The organism is Immundisolibacter sp., from assembly GCF_050250495.1.
Taxonomy (GTDB): Bacteria; Pseudomonadota; Gammaproteobacteria; order Immundisolibacterales; family Immundisolibacteraceae; genus Immundisolibacter.
The window spans coordinates 81,575-103,647 of sequence record NZ_JBFWOM010000005.1; the positions used below are offsets into that span (position 1 = coordinate 81,575).

General features: G+C 70.3%; 25 protein-coding genes, 1 other RNA gene and 1 pseudogene. 3 read left to right on the top strand and 24 right to left on the bottom strand.

Annotated elements, in window-relative coordinates:
• Nucleotides 1-55: 55 nt before the first annotated feature.
• Genes AB7F93_RS05585 through AB7F93_RS05605 form a run of 5 tightly spaced genes read right to left on the bottom strand, consistent with a single transcriptional unit; the run spans nt 56 to nt 1,808 of the window.
• Nucleotides 56-352, bottom strand: a complete 297-nt coding sequence (locus AB7F93_RS05585; protein WP_428301898.1) for a helix-turn-helix domain-containing protein — start codon at nt 350-352, stop codon at nt 56-58.
• Nucleotides 349-693, bottom strand: a complete 345-nt coding sequence (locus AB7F93_RS05590; protein ID WP_428301899.1) for a type II toxin-antitoxin system RelE/ParE family toxin — start codon at nt 691-693, stop codon at nt 349-351. The genes AB7F93_RS05585 and AB7F93_RS05590 overlap by 4 nt, the downstream gene beginning before the upstream one ends.
• Nucleotides 694-717: 24 nt before the next feature.
• The gene (locus AB7F93_RS05595) at nt 718-930 is read right to left on the bottom strand and encodes a hypothetical protein (protein WP_428301900.1); all 213 of its coding nucleotides are present in this window, start codon (nt 928-930) and stop codon (nt 718-720) included.
• A gap of 27 nt (nt 931-957) precedes the next feature.
• Complete coding sequence (locus AB7F93_RS05600; RefSeq protein ID WP_428301901.1) at nt 958-1,461, bottom strand: metallophosphoesterase family protein; 504 nt, start codon at nt 1,459-1,461, stop codon at nt 958-960.
• An 11-nt stretch (nt 1,462-1,472) separates the two neighbouring features.
• The gene (locus AB7F93_RS05605; RefSeq protein ID WP_428301902.1) at nt 1,473-1,808 is read right to left on the bottom strand and encodes a cupin domain-containing protein; all 336 of its coding nucleotides are present in this window, start codon (nt 1,806-1,808) and stop codon (nt 1,473-1,475) included.
• 71 nt (nt 1,809-1,879) lie between these two features.
• Here AB7F93_RS05605 and AB7F93_RS05610 point away from each other — a divergent pair, with 71 nt between their 5' ends.
• Nucleotides 1,880-2,989, top strand: a complete 1,110-nt coding sequence (locus tag AB7F93_RS05610) for an LLM class flavin-dependent oxidoreductase (RefSeq protein ID WP_428301903.1) — start codon at nt 1,880-1,882, stop codon at nt 2,987-2,989.
• A gap of 6 nt (nt 2,990-2,995) precedes the next feature.
• Here AB7F93_RS05610 and mutM read toward each other — a convergent pair whose 3' ends face one another.
• The 18 genes from mutM to AB7F93_RS05700 form a co-directional block, all read right to left on the bottom strand.
• A complete protein-coding gene (gene mutM, locus AB7F93_RS05615) occupies nt 2,996-3,817 on the bottom strand; it encodes a bifunctional DNA-formamidopyrimidine glycosylase/DNA-(apurinic or apyrimidinic site) lyase (RefSeq protein ID WP_428301904.1) in 822 nt (273 codons plus the stop codon).
• The gene (locus AB7F93_RS05620) at nt 3,817-4,734 is read right to left on the bottom strand and encodes a DUF4340 domain-containing protein (protein WP_428301905.1); all 918 of its coding nucleotides are present in this window, start codon (nt 4,732-4,734) and stop codon (nt 3,817-3,819) included. The genes mutM and AB7F93_RS05620 overlap by 1 nt, the downstream gene beginning before the upstream one ends.
• Nucleotides 4,734-6,077, bottom strand: a complete 1,344-nt coding sequence (locus AB7F93_RS05625; RefSeq protein ID WP_428301906.1) for a GldG family protein — start codon at nt 6,075-6,077, stop codon at nt 4,734-4,736. Before AB7F93_RS05625 ends, AB7F93_RS05620 begins: the two co-directional genes overlap by 1 nt.
• 6 nt (nt 6,078-6,083) lie before the next feature.
• Entirely contained in the window at nt 6,084-6,845 is a 762-nt protein-coding gene (locus AB7F93_RS05630) for an ABC transporter permease (RefSeq protein ID WP_428301907.1), read from the bottom strand.
• A complete protein-coding gene (locus tag AB7F93_RS05635) occupies nt 6,842-7,792 on the bottom strand; it encodes an ABC transporter ATP-binding protein (RefSeq protein WP_428301908.1) in 951 nt (316 codons plus the stop codon). The genes AB7F93_RS05630 and AB7F93_RS05635 overlap by 4 nt, the downstream gene beginning before the upstream one ends.
• 27 nt (nt 7,793-7,819) lie before the next feature.
• Nucleotides 7,820-7,975, bottom strand: a complete 156-nt coding sequence (gene rpmG, locus AB7F93_RS05640; RefSeq protein ID WP_428301909.1) for a 50S ribosomal protein L33 — start codon at nt 7,973-7,975, stop codon at nt 7,820-7,822.
• 11 nt (nt 7,976-7,986) lie between these two features.
• Nucleotides 7,987-8,223, bottom strand: coding sequence for a 50S ribosomal protein L28 (rpmB, locus tag AB7F93_RS05645; protein ID WP_428301910.1), 237 nt, complete (start codon nt 8,221-8,223; stop codon nt 7,987-7,989).
• 104 nt (nt 8,224-8,327) lie between these two features.
• Nucleotides 8,328-9,962 carry an NAD+ synthase gene (locus tag AB7F93_RS05650; protein ID WP_428301911.1) on the bottom strand — a complete coding sequence of 545 codons (1,635 nt, stop codon included), beginning with the start codon at nt 9,960-9,962 and terminating at the stop codon, nt 8,328-8,330.
• A gap of 111 nt (nt 9,963-10,073) precedes the next feature.
• Nucleotides 10,074-10,847, bottom strand: a complete 774-nt coding sequence (locus tag AB7F93_RS05655; RefSeq protein WP_428301912.1) for an SDR family NAD(P)-dependent oxidoreductase — start codon at nt 10,845-10,847, stop codon at nt 10,074-10,076.
• Nucleotides 10,848-11,004: 157 nt separating this feature from the next.
• Nucleotides 11,005-11,997, bottom strand: a complete 993-nt coding sequence (locus AB7F93_RS05660) for an OmpA family protein (RefSeq protein WP_428301913.1) — start codon at nt 11,995-11,997, stop codon at nt 11,005-11,007.
• A gap of 59 nt (nt 11,998-12,056) precedes the next feature.
• The gene (locus AB7F93_RS05665) at nt 12,057-12,803 is read right to left on the bottom strand and encodes a lysophospholipid acyltransferase family protein (protein WP_428301991.1); all 747 of its coding nucleotides are present in this window, start codon (nt 12,801-12,803) and stop codon (nt 12,057-12,059) included.
• On the bottom strand, nt 12,800-13,351 hold the full coding sequence (gene gmhB / locus AB7F93_RS05670) for a D-glycero-beta-D-manno-heptose 1,7-bisphosphate 7-phosphatase (protein ID WP_428301914.1): 552 nt from the start codon (nt 13,349-13,351) through the stop codon (nt 12,800-12,802). The genes AB7F93_RS05665 and gmhB overlap by 4 nt, the downstream gene beginning before the upstream one ends.
• Before the next feature lie 23 nt (nt 13,352-13,374).
• Nucleotides 13,375-15,447, bottom strand: coding sequence for a glycine--tRNA ligase subunit beta (glyS, locus tag AB7F93_RS05675; protein WP_428301915.1), 2,073 nt, complete (start codon nt 15,445-15,447; stop codon nt 13,375-13,377).
• Nucleotides 15,447-16,310: a glycine--tRNA ligase subunit alpha gene (gene glyQ / locus AB7F93_RS05680; protein WP_428301916.1), complete on the bottom strand. Its 864-nt coding sequence runs from the start codon at nt 16,308-16,310 to the stop codon at nt 15,447-15,449. Before glyQ ends, glyS begins: the two co-directional genes overlap by 1 nt.
• A 92-nt stretch (nt 16,311-16,402) precedes the next feature.
• Nucleotides 16,403-16,903, bottom strand: a complete 501-nt coding sequence (gene rfaE2, locus AB7F93_RS05685) for a D-glycero-beta-D-manno-heptose 1-phosphate adenylyltransferase (RefSeq protein ID WP_428301917.1) — start codon at nt 16,901-16,903, stop codon at nt 16,403-16,405.
• Nucleotides 16,900-17,478 (bottom strand): D-sedoheptulose-7-phosphate isomerase, encoded by a 579-nt coding sequence (locus tag AB7F93_RS05690; RefSeq protein WP_428301918.1) that lies wholly within the window; start codon nt 17,476-17,478, stop codon nt 16,900-16,902. Before AB7F93_RS05690 ends, rfaE2 begins: the two co-directional genes overlap by 4 nt.
• 10 nt (nt 17,479-17,488) lie before the next feature.
• Nucleotides 17,489-17,863: a YraN family protein gene (locus AB7F93_RS05695; RefSeq protein ID WP_428301919.1), complete on the bottom strand. Its 375-nt coding sequence runs from the start codon at nt 17,861-17,863 to the stop codon at nt 17,489-17,491.
• Nucleotides 17,860-19,401 (bottom strand): penicillin-binding protein activator, encoded by a 1,542-nt coding sequence (locus tag AB7F93_RS05700; protein WP_428301920.1) that lies wholly within the window; start codon nt 19,399-19,401, stop codon nt 17,860-17,862. Before AB7F93_RS05700 ends, AB7F93_RS05695 begins: the two co-directional genes overlap by 4 nt.
• Nucleotides 19,402-19,438: 37 nt before the next feature.
• Here AB7F93_RS05700 and rsmI point away from each other — a divergent pair.
• Both rsmI and rnpB read left to right on the top strand, forming a co-directional pair.
• Nucleotides 19,439-20,266 (top strand): annotated as a pseudogene (gene rsmI, locus AB7F93_RS05705) (16S rRNA (cytidine(1402)-2'-O)-methyltransferase); the annotation flags it as partial.
• Nucleotides 20,267-20,309: 43 nt separating this feature from the next.
• Nucleotides 20,310-20,678, top strand: an RNA gene (gene rnpB / locus AB7F93_RS05710) — RNase P RNA component class A.
• A gap of 282 nt (nt 20,679-20,960) precedes the next feature.
• Here rnpB and AB7F93_RS05715 read toward each other — a convergent pair.
• Nucleotides 20,961-22,064 carry a type IV pilus twitching motility protein PilT gene (locus AB7F93_RS05715; protein ID WP_428301921.1) on the bottom strand — a complete coding sequence of 368 codons (1,104 nt, stop codon included), beginning with the start codon at nt 22,062-22,064 and terminating at the stop codon, nt 20,961-20,963.
• Nucleotides 22,065-22,073 lie beyond the last annotated feature (9 nt).

The window sequence follows — 22,073 nt, forward strand, 5'->3', positions numbered from 1 at the left end:
GAGGGTGGGTTTGTCGAGCGCGCGGCGAGGCGGTCCAGCAGGGCGCGCGGCCCCCTCACGCGGCCTTGGTGAGCGCCCGCAAAACCGCCTGCGGCTCGCGCTGCACAACGTTGAGCAGCACCAGTGCCGGCCCTTGTGGCTTGCGGTCGCCGCGCTCCCAATGCCGCAGCGTGGCGACGGAAAAGCCAAGCCGCGCCGCGAATTGTTCTTGTGTGAAGCCGAGACTGCGCCGCAGCGCCTTGATGTCCGGTGGGGCGAGCGTGTGAATGCGCGCCGCAACGGGTTCGCCCTTGGCGTGGGCGATGGCTTCGGTCAGTCCTTGGCGGATGCTTTCGAATGCACGCTTGCTCATGGATTCCTCCGGTCCAGCCATGCCGCCCGCAGCAGGTCCACCAGGCGGGCAAGCTCATTGCGCTCGGCCTTGCTCAGGTTGGCGCGCTCGCTCTTGGCGAACAGCGTCAACAGGTACAGCGGCATGGCCTCGCTGTGAAAGTAGTAAATGACCCGCACGCCGCCGCTCTTGCCGCGGCCGTCGCGCCCCCAGCGCAGTTTGCGCACGCCGCCGGTGCCTTCGAGCAGGTCGCCGGCCTTGGGGTGCTGTGCGAGGTAGTCGATGACGTCCCGCCGCTCGGCATCCCTCAGCAGCTTGTCCGCGCGGCGGGTGTACTCGGGCAGCTCGCCGATGGTCAGCATGGCGCGGAATTGTAATCCTGCGGATTAGTCACGGCTACGGCGCAGCGGCACCACGTTCGCCGCGGCGGCCTCGGTCAGGTGCGTTTCCCAGGCCAGCAGCGCCGCGTGCTTCTCGGCGGCGTAGCTGTGGCGGTCGTAGTGCGCGGCGTCCGCCTCGCGCGGGTCGGTGCCTTGGTCGACCGGCGTTTGCAGGCGGCGCGCTTCCTTGCGGGCATCGTCCACCCCTTCCGCAAGCATCAGTCGCCGCTGGCCAGGCGCCGGCGTTCACGCCGACGTGAAGCGATGCGCGTCCAGTCGCCAGTCGGTGCTCGTCGCCTCAAGCACCAGGCAGCAGGCGCCACCGAAAGTGCGCGCACGGCCTGCCGCACCGGGGTTCAGTACCCACACCGGCGCGTCCCGATCCTGCACTGGCCGATGGCTGTGGCCGTAGAGCACGGCCCGTGCATCGGGGTAGGTCGCCCGCAGCCGCGCGTGGCGTTGCCGGGCCGCCTGTCGGTCGCCGTGAGTGACTACCAGACGCCCGCCGGGCAGCGGAATGTCCAGCACCTGCGGCAGCGCCGCAAGGTCGTCGAGGCTGCCGCGCCACTTGCCCGGCACGTCGTTGTTGCCGCGCACGGCGAGCACCCGCCCGGCGGCCGTGGTCAGCGCGTCGAGCACAGCGCTCGCGCCGACGTCGCCCGCGTGCACGGCGAGCGCGCAGTCCTGCGCGAGCTCGGCAACGCGCGGGTCGAGCACGCCGTGGGTGTCGGACAGCAGCAGCACGCGCATGGCGAGGCCGCTCAGGCGACGGCCGGCCAGTGCAGCGCGAGCCACACCGTGGGCAGCTCGGCCTGCGTGGCCTCCACGCGGTGGCGGCAGTGCGCCGGCAGTTCAAGGCTGTCGCCGCGGGCGAGGTGGACCGTGCGGGCGCCGTTGGGCGTTTCGACCGTCACGCGCGCCTCGCCCTGCAGCACCACCACCCACTCGTGCTGCGGCTGGTCGTACCAGAAACCGGGCGGGCTCGCCTGGCCGGTGGACACGATGCGCTCGATGCGCAGGCCCGGGCGGTCCAGCAGGGTGTCGATGCTCTCGGCGGCGAGCGGGGCGACCGGCAGGTCGCGAAACAGGTTGGTCATGGCCGGCGGAATGGGGGCGGGATTGCGGTTATAACTGACGCGCGCCCCTGCGCCACGAGGAGAACGAGCCGATGGCCACACCAACCGGGCGGGCCACGCACCCGCTGTTCGCTTCCGAGCACCGCATCAAGCTCGGCATCTTCGGCAGCAACGTCAGCAACGGCTGCACCATCAGCACGGCGGAATCGTCGTTCCGGCCCACATGGGAGCAGAACCTCGCGCTCGCGCGGCAGGCGGAGGCGCTCGGCTTCGACCTGCTGGTGCCGGTCGGCCGCTGGAAGGGCTTCGGCGGCGAAACCGACTTCAACGGCGATTGCCTGGAGGTCTACACCTGGGCCGCGGCGCTGGCGGCGGTGACCGAGCGCATCCACATCTTCGCCACCTCGCACGTGCCGACCGTGCACCCGATCCTCGCCGCCAAGCAGGCCGCGACCATCGACCGCATCAGCCACGGCCGCTTCGGCATCAACGTGGTGTGCGGCTGGTTCACGCCGGAGATGGAGATGTTCGGCGTCGAGCAACTGCCGCACGACGACCGCTACGCGCGCGCGACGGAGTGGATCACCGTCTGCAAGCGCCTGTGGCAGGAGCAGGATTTCGACTACACGGGCGAGTACTACCGCGTGCGCGGCGGGTATCTGTTGCCAAAGCCCGTGCAGCGGCCGTATCCGCTGCTGATCAACGCCGGCATCTCGCCGGCCGGCATCGACTACGCGGCGCGCGAGATGGACGTCAATTTCAGCATCGTGCAGACGCCCGACCAGGGCCGCGAGCTGATCGGCCACATCCGCGGCAAGGCCGCCGGCTACGGGCGCGACATCGGCATCATGACCTCGGCCGCCGTGGTGTGCCGCGACACCGAGGCCGAGGCGCGCGCCGTGTGGGACCACATCGTGGCGCGCGGCGATTACGGGGCGCTCGACAACCTGCTGACCACGTTCGGCGTGCAGAGCGGATCGATGACGCCCGAGGCGGCGCGCGCGCTGACCGAGCGCTTCATTGTCGGCTGGGGCGGTTATCCGCTGGTCGGCACGCCGGAACAGGTGGCGCGCGGCATCGGCGAACTGGCCGACATCGGCGTCGACATCCTGCTGCTGTCGTGGCTGGACTACCTGCCGGAGCTCGACGACTTCGGCGAAAAAGTCATGCCGCTGTTGCGCGAGATGGGATTGCGCGCCTGAGTTGCTTCAGCGCTGACAGACCGGGCACCAGAAGGTCGAGCGCTGCCCCATGCGCTGTTCGCGGACGGGCGCGGTGCACACGCGGCACGGCGCCCCGGCGCGGGCATAGACGTTGAGTTCCTGCGCGAAGTAGCCCGGCAGGCCGTCGCTGTTGGAAAAATCCCGCAGCGTGGTGCCGCCGGCGGCGATGGCCTCGCCGAGCACCGCCTGCACGGCGCCCGCCAGACGCACATATGCCGGGCGGCTCAGGCTGGCTGCCGGCTTGTCAGGCCGGATGCCGGCGCGAAACAGCGCCTCGCTCGCGTAGATGTTGCCGACGCCGACCACCACGCCCGCGTCCATCAGGAACAGCTTGACCGCCACGCGACGCGCACGCGAGGCGGCGTGCAGGTGCGCGCCAAGCGCAGCGGCGTCGAGCGCCAGCGGCTCCGGCCCGAGGTGCGCCAGCAGCGCGTGCTGCGCCGGATCGTCTCCCGCGTAGAGGATGCTGCCGAAGCGGCGCGGATCGTGCAGGCGAAGGCACTGGCCGTCGTCAAGCAGGATGTCGACGTGGTCGTGCTTTAACGCCGGCGTGCCGGCCGCCAGCACGCGCAGGCTGCCCGACATGCCAAGGTGCAGCAGCAGGTGGCCCTCGGCGGTGCCGAGCAGCAGGTACTTGGCGCGGCGGCCGACGGCGTCGATGCGCGCGCCGGGCAGGCGGGTGGTGAGTTCCGGCGCCACCGGCCAGCGCAGGGCGGCGTTACGCACCACGGCGCCCGTGACGCGGCGGCCGACCAGCAGCGGTTCGAGGCCGCGGCGGGTGGTCTCGACCTCCGGCAGTTCCGGCATTAATCGTTGCCGGCGTCGCCGGGCCCGGGCGCGTCAGACGTAACGTCGGAATCGGCGGGGGCGGCATTGCCCGCCGCCGGCGGCGCGGGTTCCTTGAGCTCCAGCAGGCGCTGGCCCTGGTTGTCGCTGAAGCGGTAGCGGATCGGTGCATCGCGGCGGTACAGCAGCCAGTCGTCACCGTCGCGGGCGAGCGCAAGATCGAGCGCGCCGCCGTCCCATTCAAGGCGCAGCGGTTTGGTATCGGCCGGCGCGTCGGCCGGCTCCACGTCCATGGCGTAGGCGCGCTGCCACTCGGCAACCAGTTCGGCGATCGCATCGGCGCCGATGCCGGGCTTCTGCGGGGTCGCCTGCCAGTGCACGCCGCCGCGGGCGAGCGTGAGGTCCGGCAACTGCACGCGCGTCAGCGTCACGCCGTCCGGCAGCAGGCGGCGATCGACCCAGTCGGTCCACCTGGACGCGGCGTGGTGGAAATACCGGTCGTCGATCAGGTGCACGGCCTCGCCCACGCGCACGTAGCGGCGCAGCCCCACCGGGTTGGTGAGGCCGAACGCGATCTCGGTGTTGTCGAACACCACGCGCGCCTGCGGCGGGTCGACGCCGAAGCTGTTGTCCTTGTTGTCGGCGAGCGCGAGCTGGGCGGCGCTCACCGCAGCCGGGAGTTCCAGAATGGTCTCGACCCGAAACGGCTGCGCGCGCAGGCGCGGCTGCTCGATGAGCCAGTCCTTGCCGTCGCGAGCGAGTACGAAACCCTCACCGCGCGGCGGGTGGAACGCGATGCGCCTGACCGACTGCGTGTCGAGCGTGGTGAGCTTGATTTCGGCCGGGGGCGGCGTCTTGCCGGGCTGCCGCCAAGCCACCAGGGCGAGCACGGCGAGTGCGATCGCGAGGCCGAGGTTCAGCCACAACCGGCCGCGCATCAGCGCCCCCGGCGGCGCAGCCAGACACCGAGCCCGGCCGCCGCAAAAGCCGCCGGCATCAGGAACAGAAAACCGAAACCGATCAGCAGGCTGTTGTCGCGCGACAGGGCAAGGTCGGTGTCGGCCGCGGTGCGCGGCGGGATGTTGACCAGACCCTCGTCCGCAGATAACCAGTTCACGAGGTTCAGGCCCAGGTTGAGATTGCCGCCGTTGCCGACGTAGGCGTTCGACAGGAAGTCGCCATCGCCCACCACCACCACGCGCTGTTCGCGCTCGCCCTGCGTGCGGGTAAAGGCGCTTGCGAGTACGAAGGGACCACGCCGGTCGTTCCCGTCATCGAAGCCGACCTTGGCCTCGATGGGGCCGGTCTCGGCCCAGCCTTCGGCGGCGATCTCGACCAGATCCGTGGCCGCCCAGGGCGCCTTCTCATCGTGCTCGATGCCCGCCGCCAGCGGGTACAGCGTGGTGAAGTCGAAGTTCGCCAGCGCCGGGTGGAAGCGGTAGTTGTCCGGCGTGGCGATGGCGAAATGCGCACTGCCGGCAATGGCCTGCCCGACCGGGTCGATGATCGTGCCCGGCACGAAGCGCAGGCCAAGCTCGGCGGCGATGGGTTCAAGCCCGTGCAGCGGCCCCGGATCGGCCAGCCACAGCAGGTTGCCGCCCGCCCCAAGAAAACGCTGCACCGCGGCCACCTCGTCCGCGGTGAGATCGACCGCCGGCGCGGTGATGACCAGCGTGGCGTCCGTGGGCAGGTCCTTGCCGCTCGCCGGGTCCGGGCGCGTGGCCTGCACGCCCTGCTCGCGCAGCGCGGCGGCGAAGCTCGAAAGATCATGGTTGGCCTGCCCGTCCGGGCTGCGTTCGCCGTGGCCGGTCAGAAAGATCAGCCTGCGCTCGCTGCTGCGCGACAGGCGCATGAGCGCACTCGTCAGCGCCTGCTCGTCGAGCTGTTCGAGCTTCTCACGCCGGCCGGCGAGTTCCAGCACCACCGTGCCGTCGGCGCGGATGCCGAGTTCCTTCACTCGCGCCGGGGCCTGGTCGGGATTGACGTAGCTGACCGTGAACTTGGGCGACGCGGCGGCGTAGCGTTGCAGCAGGTCGTCGATGTTGCTGCGAAGCTCAGGATTCGGGCGCACGAAGGCCGTCGCGGTCACCGCTTCAGGCAGCTTGGCCAGCACCTTCCGGCTCGCCTCGGACAGCGAATTGCGCCCGCTCGCGGTCCAGTCGAAGCGCTGGTCATAGCGGTGCGCGAGATAGCCCAGCAAGCCAACCACCGCCACGAACAGCAGCACCGCGATCACGCCCTGCAGGCGCAGTGCGAAGCGGCTGGACGGGTGAGCTGCCATGTGCGGCTAGCCCGCCAGGCGCTCGGCGTCCAGCCGGCGCACGCTGAGCCCCAGGAACAGCACGATGAACAGCACGAAGTACGCGACGTCGGCGGTCGAGAACACGCCCTTCAGCAGCGGCTGGTAGCGGTTCAGCATGGACAGCTCGCGCAGCAGCGTGCCGCCGCCCTCGCCCGCCGAGCCGCCGGCCCAGTCGAGAATCCACAGCAGCAGCAAGAGACCAAACGTGCTCACGGCCGCCGCCATCGGGTGCGAGGTGAGGGTCGAGATGAACAGCCCGAGCGCCGCGAAACTGCCGAGCAGCAGCCACAGCCCGAGCACGCCCGCAGCCAGCAGGCCAAGATCGAGCTTCGCACCGAGCAGCAAGCTCGTCGGCATCAGCGCCGTGAGCGCCGTCACCAGCGTGAGAAAGCCCATCAGCGCGAGGTACTTGCCGAGCACGATGCCGGTGACCGACACCGGCGCCGACAGCAGCAGCGGCAGGGTCTGGTTGCGCCGCTCCTCGGCAAAGCTGCGCATGGTGATGAGCGGCACCACCATCAGCAGCACAATGCCGGCGCTGCCGAACAGCGACGGGGCGACGATTTCGGTGAGGCCGGGCGGATCCGGCATGGCCATGAGCTGCGAACGCAACTGCACGAACATGTCGATCTGCGTCAGGAACAGATAGCCCAGGATCGCCTGCACCACGGCCAGCATGGCCCAGGCCGAGGGCGAGGCGAACAGCACGCGCAGCTCGCGCCCGGCAATCGCCAGCACGCTTCTCATGCCGCCTGCGCCTCATCGGCCGGCGCGTCACCGGCCAGCTCCAGGAACACCTCTTCCAGCGACAGGCGCGGGCGGGTGAGTTCGTGCAGGCCCCAGTCGCCGGCCACGGCGGCGCGTACGAGTGCATCGGTCGGCTCCGCACCGGCGTCGAAGCTGATCAGCCAGCGACCCTCACCGGCAGCGTGCGCGGCGGCGACGCCGGGAATTGTGGTGATCGCGGACGCGTCCGGCGGGCGGTGCAGGGCGATTTCGAGATGCGCGCCCGTGAGATGCGTCGCCAGCTCGTCGATGCCGGCCTTCAGCACCAGCTCGCCCTGGCGGATGATCTGCACGTGGCTGCAGATGGCCTGCACTTCGGACAGGATGTGCGTGGACAGGATGACGCTGTGCGCTTGTCCCAAATCGCGGATCAGGGCGCGGATTTCCTGAATCTGGATCGGGTCGAGACCCACCGTCGGCTCGTCCAGGATCACCACCGGCGGGTTGTGGATGATGGCCTGGGCGATGCCGACGCGCTGCTGGTAGCCCTTGGACACGTTGCCGATCAGGCGCCGGCCGACGTCTTCGAGGCCACAGCGCGCCTTGGCTTCTTCACGCGCGGCGCGCACCTGGCGGGCCGGCAGCCGGCGCAGGCGGGCGCAGAAATCGAGGTATTCGTCGACCGTGAGGTCGCGGTTCAGCGGCGGGGTTTCGGGCAGATAGCCCAGCTGCGCCTTGGCGCGCGTGGGCTCGTCCAGCATGTCGATACCGCCGACCCGCACCCGCCCGGCGCTGGGTGCCAGCGTGCCGGTGAGGATGCGCATGGTGGTGGTCTTGCCGGCGCCGTTCGGGCCGAGAAACCCCAGCACCTCACCCTTCACCACGCTGAAACTCACATCCCGCAGCACCGGCCGGTGGCCGAAGCTGCGCCAGACGTGATCGACTTCGACGAGGACTTCGGCGGGCATTGTCTGCTGCGTCAGACCACGCGCGGCTTACTTGATCTTCGCTTCCTTGTAGGTCACGTAGGCACGCGCCTTGGGATCGAACTTGCGCAGCTCGATCTTGTCCGGCGTATTGCGCTTGTTCTTCATGGTCGTATAGAAGTGCCCGGTGCCGGCGGTGGACACCAGCTTGATCTTCTCGCGCATGGGATGGCTCCTTAAACCTTGACGCCGCGGCCGCGCATCTCGGCCAGCACGGCCTCGATGCCCTTCTTATCGATGATGCGCATGCCATGGCGCGACAGGCGCAGCGTGACGTAGCGCTTTTCGGCGACCACCCAGAAGCGGTGGCGCTGCAGGTTGGGCAGGAAGCGCCGACGCGTCTTGTTGTTGGCGTGCGACACGTTGTTACCGGTCATCGGACCCTTGCCGGTGACCTCGCAAACCCTGGACATGGAATTCTCCGCGGACATTGCCGGTCAAGCCGCCGGCAAAAAGGGGCGCATTTATACCAGATGACGCCGGCCCTGAGTAGGCTGGCGTAGGCGGGCGGCGGCCGTCAGCCGCGTGGCTCCTTGAACCCGGACGTGATGGGGTAGCGCCGGTCGCGACCGAAGGCGCGCTGGCTGATGCGCACGCCGGGCGCCGCCTGGCGGCGCTTGTACTCGTTGCGCGTGACCATGCCGATGACCTCGCGGATGGTCTTGAGGCTGGCGCCGGTGGCGCGCGCGATGTCCTCGGCCGATCGGTCCTGCTCCACGTACAGCTCCAGGATCGCGTCCAGCACGTCGTACGGCGGCAGGCTGTCCTGGTCGGTCTGGTCGGGCCGCAGCTCCGCCGTCGGCGCGCGCGTCAGCACGCGTTCCGGGATCACGGGCGACAGGCTGTTGCGGTAGCGCGAGAGCTTGTACACGAGCAGCTTCGGCACGTCCTTGATCACGGCAAAGCCGCCCGCCATGTCGCCGTACAGCGTGGCGTAGCCGACCGCCATCTCGGTCTTGTTGCCGGTGGTGAGCACGAGCTTGCCGGTCTTGTTCGACAGCGCCATCAGCAGCACGCCGCGCACGCGAGCCTGGATGTTCTCCTCGGTGGTGTCGCGCGGGCTGTCCCGGAACTCGTCCGCCAGGGTGCGCTCGATGGCGGCCACCGTGTCGGCGATCGGCAGCGTGCTGTAGCGCACGCCGAGCGCCTGCGCTTCCTCGCGGGCGTCCTCCAAGCTCATGTCGGACGTGTAGGGCGAGGGCATCATCACCGCGTGCACGCGCTCGGGACCGAGTGCGTCGGCGGCGATGGCGACCGTGAGCGCCGAATCGACGCCGCCCGACAGGCCGACGATGGCGCCGGCGAAGCGGTTCTTGCCGATGTAGTCGCGCACGCCGGTGACCAGCGCCTGGTAGACGCTGGCGAGGCTGTCGACCTGCGCTACTTCGCCCGGCACGGGCTCGATGCCCGCGCGGCCCTGGCGAAAGCGCGCAAGGTACAGGCCCTCCTCGAAGGCCGGCGCGCGCTGGCTGATGCGGCCCTGCGCATCCATCACGAGCGAACCGCCGTCGAACACCAGCTCGTCCTGGCCGCCGACCATGTTCACGTACACCACCGGCACGGGACTGACGGCGATGCGCTCGCGGATCACCGCCTCGCGCTCGGCCTGCTTGTCGACGTGAAACGGCGAGGCGTTGATGTTGACCACCAGCTGCGCGCCGGCACGCACGGCCTGCGCCATCGGCGCCGGGCCCCAGATGTCCTCGCACACGGTGAGGCCGACCTGCACGCCGCCCAGTTCGAACACTGCCGGGCGCGTGCCGGCGTTGAAGTAGCGCTTCTCGTCGAACACGCTGTAATTCGGCAGCAGGTGCTTGTGGTAGAGCGCCAGCGTTTCGCCGTCGCGCAGCACGATGGCGGCGTTGTACAGCTCGCCCTTGCTCGGGTGCGGGTAGCCCACCACCACGGCGATGCCGCCGACACCGCGGCGGATGCGCTCGATGCCGGCCTCGGCCCGTTCGATGAACTCGGGGCGCAGCAACAGGTCTTCGGGCGGGTAGCCGGTGATCGCGAGCTCCGGGAACACCACCAGATCCGCGCCGTGTTCGCGGCGGGCGCTGGCGGCGAGTTCGATGATCTTGTCGACGTTGCCGGTGATGTCGCCCACCAGACAGTTCATCTGGGCGAGGGCGATGGTCAGTTCGCGGGGCATGGCTCGGCGGGGATGGCGGCCGTCACGGTCCGGTTTGGATGGCGCGCACTGTACCACCGCGACCGGCCGCGGGCCGGCCACCGGGACAAGGTGGCCGGCCGTTCTGGCCGCTCAGATGAACGTGAGGCCGCCGTCCACCTGCAGGCTCTGCCCGGTGATGAAGCTCGCATCGTCCGAGCACAGGAACATCACGCCGTGGGCGAGGTCGTCGGTGTGCGTCAAGCGCTTGATGGACTGCATCTGCGTCATGCGATCGAACACCTCGGCCGGCACCGACGGGCGCTCGATCTCGGTCTTGGTCACGCCCGGCCAGAAGGTGTTGACGGTGATGTCCCAGGAGCCGAGTTCGCGCGCCATCGAGCGCGTCATGCCGACCATGGCGGATTTCGACGTGATGTAGTGCAGGTAGTTCTCGCGGCCCATGATCATGGTGGCCGACGAGACGTTGATGATGCGACCGAAGCGCCGCGCCTGCAGGGTCGGCACCACGGCGCGTGCGCACAGGAAGGAGCCGGTGATGTTGACGTCCATGGCGCGCCGCCACTCGTCCACCGGCAGTTCCCAGAACGGCGCCATGGTGATGCGCGAGAACACGGCAGCGTTGTTGATGAGGCAGTCGATGCGGCCGAAGCTGTCGAGCGCCGCCTGCGCCATGGCCTTGGTCGACGCCTCGTCAGCGACGTCGGTCTTCACGAACAGCGCCCGGCCGCCGGCGGCCTTGACCTCCGCCTCCACGCTCTGGCCGGCCTCGGCGTTGAACTCGGCGATCACCGGGATCGCGCCCTGGGCGGCGAAATGCTTGGCGTAGGCCCGGCCGATGCCCTGCCCGGCGCCGGTGATGATGACCACGCGATCCCTGAGACCGGGGTAGGTGTTGCTGCTCATGCTGGGTTCTCCTCGTCGTTATGGTGGGCCGCCCGGAAGCGGCCAGCCGATGGTATTACGGCAGCAGGACTTTCGAGCCCGGAAAGCACAAAACCCGCGGCAAGCCGCGGGTTTTGTGGGTCCGACGGCCGGGCACGTGGCCCGGCCGTGCGTCGCTTCAGCGCGTCTCGGTGATGCGCAGTTCGACGCGGCGGTTCTGCGCCCGGCCGGCGGCGGTGGCGTTGTCCGCCACCGGCTGGCTTTCGCCGTAGCCGACCGCCGACATGCTGCCGGCGTTCACGCCCTGCTGCACCAGGTAGGAACGCACGTTGCCGGCGCGGCGCTGCGACAGGTCGAGGTTGTACGCCTCGCTGGCGTTCGCGTCGGTGTGGCCCGCCACCTCGAAGGTCGCGTTCGGGTGGTGCTTGATGATCGCCATGGCGTCCGCGTCCAGAATGGCCTTGGCTTCGGGCGACAGGTGGTCGCAGTCGTTGCAGAAATTGACGCCCTTGAGCACCACCGTCTCGGTGACCGGTGCGGGCGCCGGGGGCGTCGGCGCGGGTTCGGCCACGGCCGCCGCGACCGGCGCAGGCGCCTCGGCCCGCTTGCCGAGCGGAATGGTCACGCCGACCATCATCACCCAGTCGTTGAAGGTCTTGTCGCCGCCGGGCACATCGATGTCGGCGAAGTCCCAGCGATGGCGCACCTCGGCGCGCAGCGTGTCGCCGGCGTCGTTGATGGTGTGCATGAAGCCCAGGCCGGCCTCGGCGATCGGGCTGTTGTCGTCGTAGCCGTCGATGTCGGAGTGCATCATGCCGCCGCCGACCACGGCGTAAGGCGCGAACTTCGGGTTCCGGTTGAAGAAGAACAGGCCGTCCAGCGTGGCGCCGTACTGGTTCCACTTGCCGTTGCCGCTGCCCAGATCAAACCGGTTCCACTTGGCGTTCAGTTCCAGGTTCAGCCAGTCGTTGATGGCCTTGCCGATACCGGCGAACGCCGCCGGGCCGTCGTCCACATCCAGGCCCGGGATCGACAGGTCGCGATCGCTGTCGGCGAACACGTAGCCGATACCGCCCGACAGGTACCAGCGGTCGTCCAGTTCGGTGGCCAGGGCGCTGGCGCTGCTCGCGGCGAGACCGGCGGCAAGCAAGAGTGATGTCTTCGAGTTCATGACGTTCCCTCGTTAAGGTTGTGGCGAGCCGGTCGTCGACCAGCGCGCCGTTGGCAGGGCTAATTGTTGGTTGATGTGCCCGATGCACGGCCCCGCGCGGCCGGCAGTATGCCGGCCTGGGTGTTTTCGATCCAGTCTTGTGCATCCTTTAACACCTCGGATGCATCACGACCGGCCGTCTTGATGGGCTCGCCAATCGCAACGGTGATCGTTCCGGCGTGCTTCAGGAACTGTTTTTTTCCCCACAGCTCGCCGGCGTTGTGCGCCACCGGCAGCACCGGCACGCCGGCGTGCACGGCCAGCAGGGCGCCGCCCGGCCGGTAGCGGCCACGCTCGCCGGGGCGCATGCGCGTGCCCTCGGGGAAGATAACCACCCACAGGCCGTCGTCGAGGCGCTGCTTGCCCTGGCTCAGCATCTGCTCCATGGCGCGCCGGCCGGCGCCGCGGTCGATGGCGATCGGCCGGCCCATGGCGAGGCCCCAGCCGAAGAATGGCAGCCACAGCAGTTCCCGCTTCATCACCCACACCAGCGGCGGGAACAGTTCCTGGAACACCAGCGTTTCCCAGGTGGACTGGTGCTTGGAGAGCACCACGACGGGGTGGTCCGGCAGGTTCTCGCGGCCGATCACGCGGTAGTGCACGCCGCAGGTGAGTTCGAGCCAGCGCAAATTCAGGCGCGCCCAGTGGCGGGTGAAGGCGTAGCGGCGCTCAAACGGCAACACGGCCACCAGCGGCACCAGCGCGCCGTAGATGATGACGGTGACCAGCATGCCGGCCGAGAACAGCAGCGAGCGCAGGAAGATCAGCATGGCCAGTGGCCCTCCAGCAGCCAGTCGGCGGCGGCGGCGAGACTCGCGAAGCCCGGCACGCCGAAGGTGCCGGCGAGCGCCTCGGCGAGATCGCCGACGGCGATGGCGCCCGTGCCCGCCGCCTGGGCGGCTTCGATGTCACGCGCGGCGTCGCCGATCATGACGGCGTCCCTGGCCGCGAAGCCGCACTCTGCCTTGAGGCGCAGCAGCAGGCCGGGCTTGGGTTTGCGGCAGGCGCAGTGCGCGTCCGGCGTGTGCGGACAGTAGGCGAGCGCGTCGATGCTCCCACCGGCGTCTGCGACGGCGGCGTGCATCTTGGCGTGGATGGCATCCAGCGTTGGCAGGTCGAAATAGCCGCGCGCGACGCCAGACTGGTTGGTCGCCACGGCGAGTCCGAACCCGGCGCGGTGCAGGCGCGCGATGGCGGCGAGCGCGCCGTCGATGGCGTGCCAGTCGGCCGGGCTGCGGATGTAGGCGGCGCTGTCGTGGTTGATCACGCCGTCGCGGTCCAGGATCAGCCAGCGGCGCCGACCGTGCGCCGACAAAGCCGCGCCTCCCACCCTAGGCATCACCCTTGCAGGCGTGAGAGGTCCGCCACCGCCAGGAACAGCCGGTGCAGGCGCGCCAGCAGCGCCAGGCGATTACGCCGCACGGCGGCATCGTCGGCCATCACCATCACGGCGTCGAAGTAGGCGTCCACTGGCTCGCGCAGCGTGGCGAGTTGCTCGCACAGGGCGACGAAATCGCCGCGCTGCACGCAGCCTGCGGCGTGTGCTTCGGCAGTGCCGAGCGCGTCCGCGAGCGCGCCCTCGGCGGGCGATTCGAACCGCGCGGCATCTACCGCTGCCGCGTGCGCCTCGTCGCCGGCCTTGGCGAGGATGTTGGCGATGCGCTTGTTGGCGGCGATGAGACTTGCCGCCGCCGGCAGACGCCGAAAGCCCGCCACGGCGCGCAGGCGGCGGTCGAGGTCGAGCAACAGGCCGGGCTTCTGACTCAGCACAGCGTCGATCTCGTCGGGCCGCAAGCCCTGCGCGTCGTAATAGGCCGGCAGGCGGTCCAGCACGAAGTCGAACACCTGCGCCGGCAGGTCGGGCTTGTTGAAAGGCTCCGCCGCGGCGTCGAGCAACGCCGGCAGATCGAGCGGCAATTCCGCCTCGATGATCATGCGCGCCACGGCGAGCGCCGCCCGGCGCAAACCGAACGGATCGCGGTCGCCGCCCGGCGTGCCGGCGACGCCGATGATGCCGGCGAGCGTGTCGAGCCGGTCCGCGAGCGCCAGCGCCAGACCCTCGCGCGTCTGCGCCAGCCCATCACCCGCGTGGCGCGGCAGGTAGTGCTCGCGGATGCCAGTGCACACGGGCGCGGGCTCGCCGTCGTGCGCCGCGTAGTAGGCGCCCATCACGCCTTGCAGCTCCGGGAACTCGCCGACCATGTGCGTGAGCAAATCGGCCTTCGCCAGACGCGCCGCGCGCACCGTGTGCGCGGCATCAGCGCCTAGCTCGCCGGCCAGCAGGCCCGCCAGGCGCTCGACGCGCAGCGTCTTGTCGGCGAGCGTGCCCAGGCGCTGCTCGTACACCACGCCGTCCAGCGCCGCGGCGCGGTCGATCAGCGGGCGCTGGCGGTCGGTGTCCCAGAAATAGCGGGCATCGGCCAGACGCGCGCGCAGCACGCGCTCGTTGCCGGCGCGCACGCGCTGCGGCTCCGGGCTGTCGAGGTTGGCGACGGTGATGAAGTGCGCCAGCAGCCTGCCGTCCGCATCCAGCACGTGAAAGTACTTCTGGTGATCGCGCATGGCGGCGATCAGCACCGGCGCCGGCACTTCGAGAAAGCCGGCGTCAAACGCGCCCGCAATCGCCACCGGCCACTCCACCAGCGCCGTCACCTCGTCCAGCAGCGCCTCGTCCACCACCGCCTGCCCGCCGAGCGCGGCGGCGGCCTGCTCGACGCACTGCGCCACGCGGGCGCGGCGCTCGGCAAAGCCGGCGACGACGTGCGCGGCGGCGAGACGCGTTTCGTATTGACCCGCGTCGTCGATCGCGACCGGCTGCGGGTGATGGAACCGATGCCCGCGGCTCGCGCTGCCAGCCGTGAGGCCAAAGCGCGTCAGCTCCATCATCCGAGCGCCGTGCAGCGCGACCAGCCAGTGCACGGGGCGCACGAACTCGCCGTGCTCGCCGTCGCCCCAGCGCATGCGCCGGTCGATGGGCAGCGCCTTAAGCGCCGCGTCGAACAGGCGCGGCAGGGCCGCCGCCAGCGTGTCGCCAGCCTGCACGGCGCGGTGCACCAGCCAGGCGCCCTTGCCCGTTTCGACAGTTTCGATGGTTTCCAGCGCCGCCACGTCCACGCCGCAGGATTGCGCGAAGCCGAGCAGCGCCCGCGTCGGCTGGCCATTGGCGTCGAATGCTGCCTTCAGCGCCGGGCCGCGGCGCTCCACCTCACGCGCCGGCGCCGCCGCGCGCACGTCGGCCACGCGCACGGCAAGACGCCGCGGGCTCGCGAACAGATCGCAGTTGACGCCCGCGTCGGCGAGGCCGGTTTCCACCAGACCCTTGAGCAGGTTTTCGCCAAACGCCGCCGACAGCGCGGCGAGCGAGCGCGGCGGCAGCTCCTCGGTGCCGATCTCGATCAGCAGCGCGCTCATCACGCGGCCTCCGTGGCCGGTGCCACGTAGGCTTCCGCCACCGCCCGCGCCAGCGTGCGCACCCGCAGGATGTAGCGCGCGCGCTCGGTGACGCCGATGGCGCGGCGCGCGTCGAGCAGGTTGAAGCTGTGCGAGGCATTCAGAACCTGCTCATACGCCGGCAGAGGCAGGCCGGCCGCCACGAGTGCCTGGCAGGTCGCCTCGGCGGCATCGAAGGTCGCCAGCAGCGCCGGCACCGGCGCGTGGTCGAAGTTGTAGTGCGACTGCTCCACCTCGTTGCGGTGGTACACGTCGCGGTAGGTGATGCGCCCCTGTGGCCCATCCACCCAGGTGAGGTCGTACACGCTGTCGACGCCCTGCAAATACATCGCGATGCGTTCGAGCCCGTAGGTGATCTCGCCCGTCACCGGCCGGCACTCGATGCCGCCCACCTGCTGGAAGTAGGTGAACTGCGTCACCTCCATGCCGTTCAGCCACACCTCCCAGCCGAGCCCCCAGGCGCCGAGCGTGGGCGATTCCCAGTTGTCCTCGACGAAGCGGATGTCGTTCACCGTGGGGTCGATGCCAAGCTCGCGCAGCGAGTCGAGATACAGGTCCTGGATGTTCAGCGGCGAGGGCTTGATCACCACCTGGAACTGAAAGTAATGCTGCAGGCGGTTCGGGTTGTCACCGTAGCGGCCGTCGGTCGGCCGGCGCGAGGGCTGCACATACGCCGCCGCCCACGGCTGCGGACCGAGCGCGCGCAGGAACGTGGCCGGGTGGAAGGTGCCGGCGCCGACTTCCATGTCGAGCGGCTGCATCAGCGCACAGCCCTGGCGCGCCCAGTACGTTTGCAGGCGAAGGATGAGGTCCTGGAAGGTCACCGGCGGTCTCGCGTGGCGGGGTCGGCAACTGGCTGCGCAGGCCGCCAGCGGGCGGCGATTATAGCGATCGGGTGCTTCGCGCCTGTCGCCCGCTATGGCGAGCCAGCGCCCCGAATGCGGCCAAGCAATCCGGTCGTCGAGCGCTGATGACGAAACGCGATCGAATGCACCTGCCCGCCGTAGCTGCGCACGAAGTCGGCGCCGACGATGGCGTCGGCCGGCCAGTCGCCGCCCTTGACCAGGTGCTCCGGCCGCACGGCGTGGATGAGCGCGAGCGGCGTTTCGTCGTCGAACGGCACGACAAGGCTCACCGCTTCGAGCGCGGCCAGCACGGCCATGCGGTCCGGCAGCGGGTTGATCGGCCGATCCGCGCCCTTGCCCTGGCGGCGTACCGAGGCGTCGGAATTCACGCCCACCACCAGGCTCGCGCCGAGCGCGGCGGCCTGGTCGAGGTAGTCGACGTGCCCCGTGTGCAGGATGTCGAAGCAGCCGTTGGTGAACACCAGCGGGCGCGGCAGCGCGGCCAGGCGCGCCGGCAAATCGGCGGCGTCGGTCACCAGCTTGCGGGCAAAGCGCGGCGGGGCGTCGGTCATGGCGGCGCGTCGATCAGCTCGCACAGACAGTGCAGGGCAAGGATGTGGACTTCCTGGATGCGCGCGGTGACGGTGGCCGGCACGCGGATTTCGACGTCGGTCGCGCCCAGCCGCAGGGCGAGCACGCCGCCGTCGCGGCCGGTCAGCGCCACCACGGCGAGTCCGGCCCGCTGCGCGGCTTCGACTGCGCGCAGGATGCCTGGCGAGTTGCCGCTGGTACTGATGGCGACCAGCGCGTCGCCCGGCCGGCCGAGCGCCAAAACCTGGCGCGCGAACACCTGCTCGAAGCCGTAGTCGTTGCTGACTGCCGTCAGGGTAGAGGTGTCCGCGTGCAGCGCAATGGCCGGCAGGCCGTCGCGCTCGCGCTCGTAGCGGCCGAGGAGCTCCGCCGTGAAATGCTGGGCATCGGCCGCCGAGCCGCCGTTGCCGCACACCAGCAGCTTGCCGCCGCCGCGCAGGCAGTCGCCGAGCAGATCGCCCGCCCGGGCGATGGCCGGCGCCAGCGCAGCGACGCTCGCAAGCTTCAGTTCGGCGCTTTCCCGAAAGCGCGTCGCGACGAGGGCGGTCGGGTCCATGTGGGATCGATCAATCGTTGCTGAAGGCGTCGCGCAGCCATTCAAGGTGCTGCGCGTCGAGCGTGCCGGTGATGCTGATGACGTCGAAGCGGCACGGCGGCGGCGTGCGCTGGCCGAGGGTCGCCAGATAGTGCTGCGCGGCCAGCAGCAGGCGGCGGCGCTTGGACGGCGTCACCGACTCGGCGGCGCTGCCGAAGGCGGCACTGCGCCGGCTGCGCACCTCGACGAACACCAGCTCCGCGCCGTGGCGGGCGATCAGGTCGATCTCGCCGCCGGCCACGCGGTAATTGCGGGCGAGGATGTGCAGGCCCTGGCCGGCGAGGTGCGCCGCGGCCAGATCTTCGGCCGCGCGCCCGCGCAGCAGGTGTGGCGCGGCGGCAGTCACGGCGGCGGCAGGAGCGTGGGCACACCGCCGCTGAACCGGGCGCACCCGAGACCGTAGCGGTGGAAGGCGCCGTCGGCGTCGAGGTTCAGCATCCCGGTGGCGCCGTCCGGCAGCGAGTCCACGGTATGCCCCAGGCGCAGCTGCGCGGCGAGACGGTAGGCATCGGCGCCGAGCGCCAGCAGGCGTGGCGGCTGGCGGTCGAGCTGCGGGGCCACGCCGCGCGCCGCCGAGAGTGGACCGCCGTCGCCGGTGGCGGTGGTGCGCCCGAGTGACCACGGGCTGTCGCAGAACACGAGGCCGTCCAGATCGGCATCGGCGCGCGCGCCCGGGTTGCCGCTCCATACCTGCGAGGTGGTGATCAACGGCAGCTCGCGCAGCCCGACGTAGGCCACCGCGAGCGCAATCTGACGCGCATCCGCTGCGTTCGCGATCACGACCAGCGCCTGCGGCCCAGGACTTGCCAGTTGCGACGGCGGCACCTGACCGTCCACCGGCGGGATGGCGGCCAGCGCCAGGCGATCGGCGAACAGCGCCCGCAGGCTTTGCGCAAAATCGGTGGCGCCCGCCTGGAACGGAACGGCCGCGCGCAAACTGCCGCCCTGCGCCGCCAGCGCGGCGTTGTACAGATCGCGCTGACGCTCGCCCCAGGCGTCGTCCACGTACAGCATGGCGACCTCACGATGTCCGGCGCTCACCAGCCAGCGGACGCTCGCCAGCGCCTCGTCGGCCGGGTCCAGTGACAGTCGGAACAGGTTGACCTGCCCGATTGGCGGCTCGGGGCTGTTCAGGGCCAGCGTCGGGCGCGGCAGGGGTTTGGCCGCCAGCGCCGCGACCTCCGCCTTTTGCAGCGGACCGATCACCCCGGCCGCGCCATCGGCGATGACCTTCCCGTACGTGGCGACGGCATCCGGGCCGGAATCGTAAAACCGCAGCTCCGGGCCCGCGGCATCGTGCATCCGCGCGGCGACGATGCCGGCCGTGATGGCCTGCGCGATGTCGTCGAGCGGGCCGCCGTAGGGCAGCAGCACGGCCAGAAAATCGCCCCCTCCCGGCTGCCCTCCACCGTGCGGTGTGCCGGCCGGCAACTGCGCCTGCAGGGCATCGCGCTCGGCGGCCAGCGCCGCCGGCAGCGCGAGCGCGTGGGTCGGCGCCAGCGCCGCGGCAGCCGCGCCCGCATCGCCACGCCCGAGCGCCAGGCGCGCCAGCAGAATCTGCTTGCGCGCGATCAGCTCGTCCGTCAGCGGCGCGACGTCGATCTGGCCGAGCAGCGCAAGGCTGCTGGTGGCGTCGCCCGCAGCCAGCCACGCGGCGGCGGCGTTCAGTTGATATGCTTCGCGGGCCGGCGTGGCGCTGGCCGCGGCCAGCGCCTGCCAGGCGCGCGCCGCGGCGCCGTAATCGCCCACCGCCTCGGCATCGCGGGCCGGTTTTTCCGGATGGGTCTGCACTGCGGCGGGCACCGGAGCCGGCGCCACCGGCGGCGTGGCACAGCCGGCCAGCACGATCACCACGGCGGCAGCCGCGACCTTAAGCCATGTCATGTTCAAGGGCGGTCCGCCCGGCGCGCGGGCACTAGCAATGCAAAGCAAGACAGGTGGCGGCCGATTGTACGTGGTGGCCACACCGCTCGGAAATCTCGGCGACCTGTCCCCGCGGGCCGCACAGACACTCGCATCGGTGGCCGTGATCGCCGCCGAGGACACCCGCCACAGCCGCCCGCTGCTCGACCATTACGGCATCCGCACGCCGCTGCTGGCGCTGCACGAGCACAACGAGGCCGGCCAGGCGGCGCGCCTCGTGGAGCGCCTGCAACACGGTGAGGACGTGGCCCTGATCAGCGACGCCGGCACGCCGGCCATCAGCGACCCGGGCCAGCGCCTGGTCGCCGCGGCGCATGCGGCGGGCATCTCGGTGGTGCCCCTGCCGGGCCCCTGCGCGGCCGTCGCGGCGCTGTCGGCGAGCGGCTTGCCGTCGGCGCGCTTCGCCTTCGAGGGCTTCTTGCCGGCCAAGGCCGCCGCGCGCCGGGAAGCCCTGTCAGCGCTCAAGGACGAACCCCGCACGCTGATTTTTTACGAGGCCCCGCACCGGCTGCTGGCGCTGCTGGACGACGTGGCCGACATCTTCGGCGACCGGCCGCTGGCGCTTGCCAAGGAATTGACCAAGCTGCATGAGGCCGTGATCCGCGGCGACGCGGTGGGCGTCAAGGCGTGGCTACGCGCCGAAGCCGGCCGCGAACGCGGCGAGTTCGCGCTGGTGGTGCAGGGCGCACCGGCGCCCGTCGCGCCCGCCGACGACATCGACGCCCTGCTCGGCCGCCTGCTGGCGGTGCTGCCGCTCAAGCAGGCCGTGACGGCGGCGGTGGCCGTCAGCGGCGCGCCGCGCAACCGCGTGTACCGGGCCGCGCTCGCCTTGCAACCCGCCGCCGACGCCCCCACACTGGCAGACGCGGGGAGCCGGACAGGCAATCGCGCCCGCAAGGGCGAGGAAAGTCCGGGCTCCACAGGACGGGGTGCCAGGTAACGCCTGGGGGGCGCAAGCCCACGGAAAGTGCCACAGAAAACACACCGCCGATGGCGCCGGGTTTCCCGGCGCACAGGCAAGGTTGAAAAGGTGCGGTAAGAGCGCACCGCGCGCCTGGCAACAGGCGTGGCAGGGTAAACCCCACCCGGAGCAAGACCAAATAGGGGGACGGCTGGTCGCAAGGCCACGACGCGTGGTCCGCGCGGTCCCCGGGTAGGTCGCTACAGGCGTCCGGTGACGGGCGTCGCAGACGAATGATTGCCCTCGACAGAACCCGGCTTATCGGCCGGCTCCCCGCACCTGATTTGTCCGTCGAAAAGGGCATCCTTGCCCTTTCTCGACTCGCCGCGTCGCGGTACACGCCCGCGACGGGCTCCGCCAATCAAGCACTGATCGTGCTTGATTGGCGCGCAAGCCATCCCCCCGGTTTCGCTCCCCTCTCCCGCTTGCGGGAGAGGGGCTGGGGAGAGGGTCACGCGGCGCGCCACCCCGGCGTACCCTCTCCCGGCCTGACGGCCACCCTCTCCCGTACGCGGGAGAGGGGAAGCTGCGCCAAGAGCGGCGTTTTTTCAGAGTTTTTTCAGAAACCCTGGAACCGCAGGCGCAGGTCGGTCACGTTGGTGGCGTTGGCGAGCGCGGTGTCCTGCAGGATGTGGCCCGCCTCGGCGAGATCGAACAGGTAGTCGTCAAACGAAATCATGGCGTGCTGACGGCCGTTCTTGATCACCTCGATGATGTCCGACTGGCGCTGCGGGTCCTCGATCATGTCGGCGATCGTCGGCGTGACCACCATCACCTCGAACGCCGCCACCCGGCCGCTGCCATCGGCGCGCGGCAGCAGACGCTGGCTGATGACCCCGCGCAGGTTGGCGGCGATGGCCTTGCGCTGCGTGTCCTGTTCCTCCGGCGGGAAATACGACACCAGGCGGCTGATGGCGTCATAGCAATTCGGCGCGTGCAGGGTGGAGATCACCAGATGCCCGGTTTCGCTTGCGCGCACAGCGGTGGTGATGGTCTCCGCGTCGCGTAGCTCGCCGATGAAGATCACATCCGGGTCCTGGCGCAGCGCGGCGCGCATGGCGCTGCCGAAGTCCGGCGTGTCGATGCCGACCTCGCGCTGATTGATGACCGACAATTTGTCCCGGAACAGGTACTCGATCGGGTCCTCGATGGTGACGATGTGGCGCCGGTCGCGGGCGTTGATCATCTCGATCAGCACCGCCAGCGTGGTCGACTTGCCCGAGCCGGTGGCACCGGTCACGAGCACCATGCCGCGCTTGGTGTTGCTGAACAGCTCGATGGCCGGCGGCAGGCTGAGATCCTGCGCCGTCGGTAGTTCCGTCGCGATCACGCGCAGCGCCATGGCGATGCTGCCGCGCTGGCGGTAGATGTTGACGCGCACCCGGCCGATGCCGGACAGGCCGTAGGCGAGATCGACGTGGTGGCGCTCGGCGAACACCGCCGCCTGCTGCGGACTGGTCAGCTCGCGGACCAGACTTTCCAGGTCTTCCTGCAACAGCACGGCCTGGTCAGGCATCTGTTCGAGCTCGCCGAGCAGCCGCCAATAAGCGGGCGCGCCCATCTTGAAGTGCAGGTCCGACACCCGCCGCGCCACGGCCCGGCCGACCACTTCCCGCAGGTAGGCCTGCGCGCCGCCCGCCGCAGCCGTTGCGCCCTGATTCACTGGACTCTC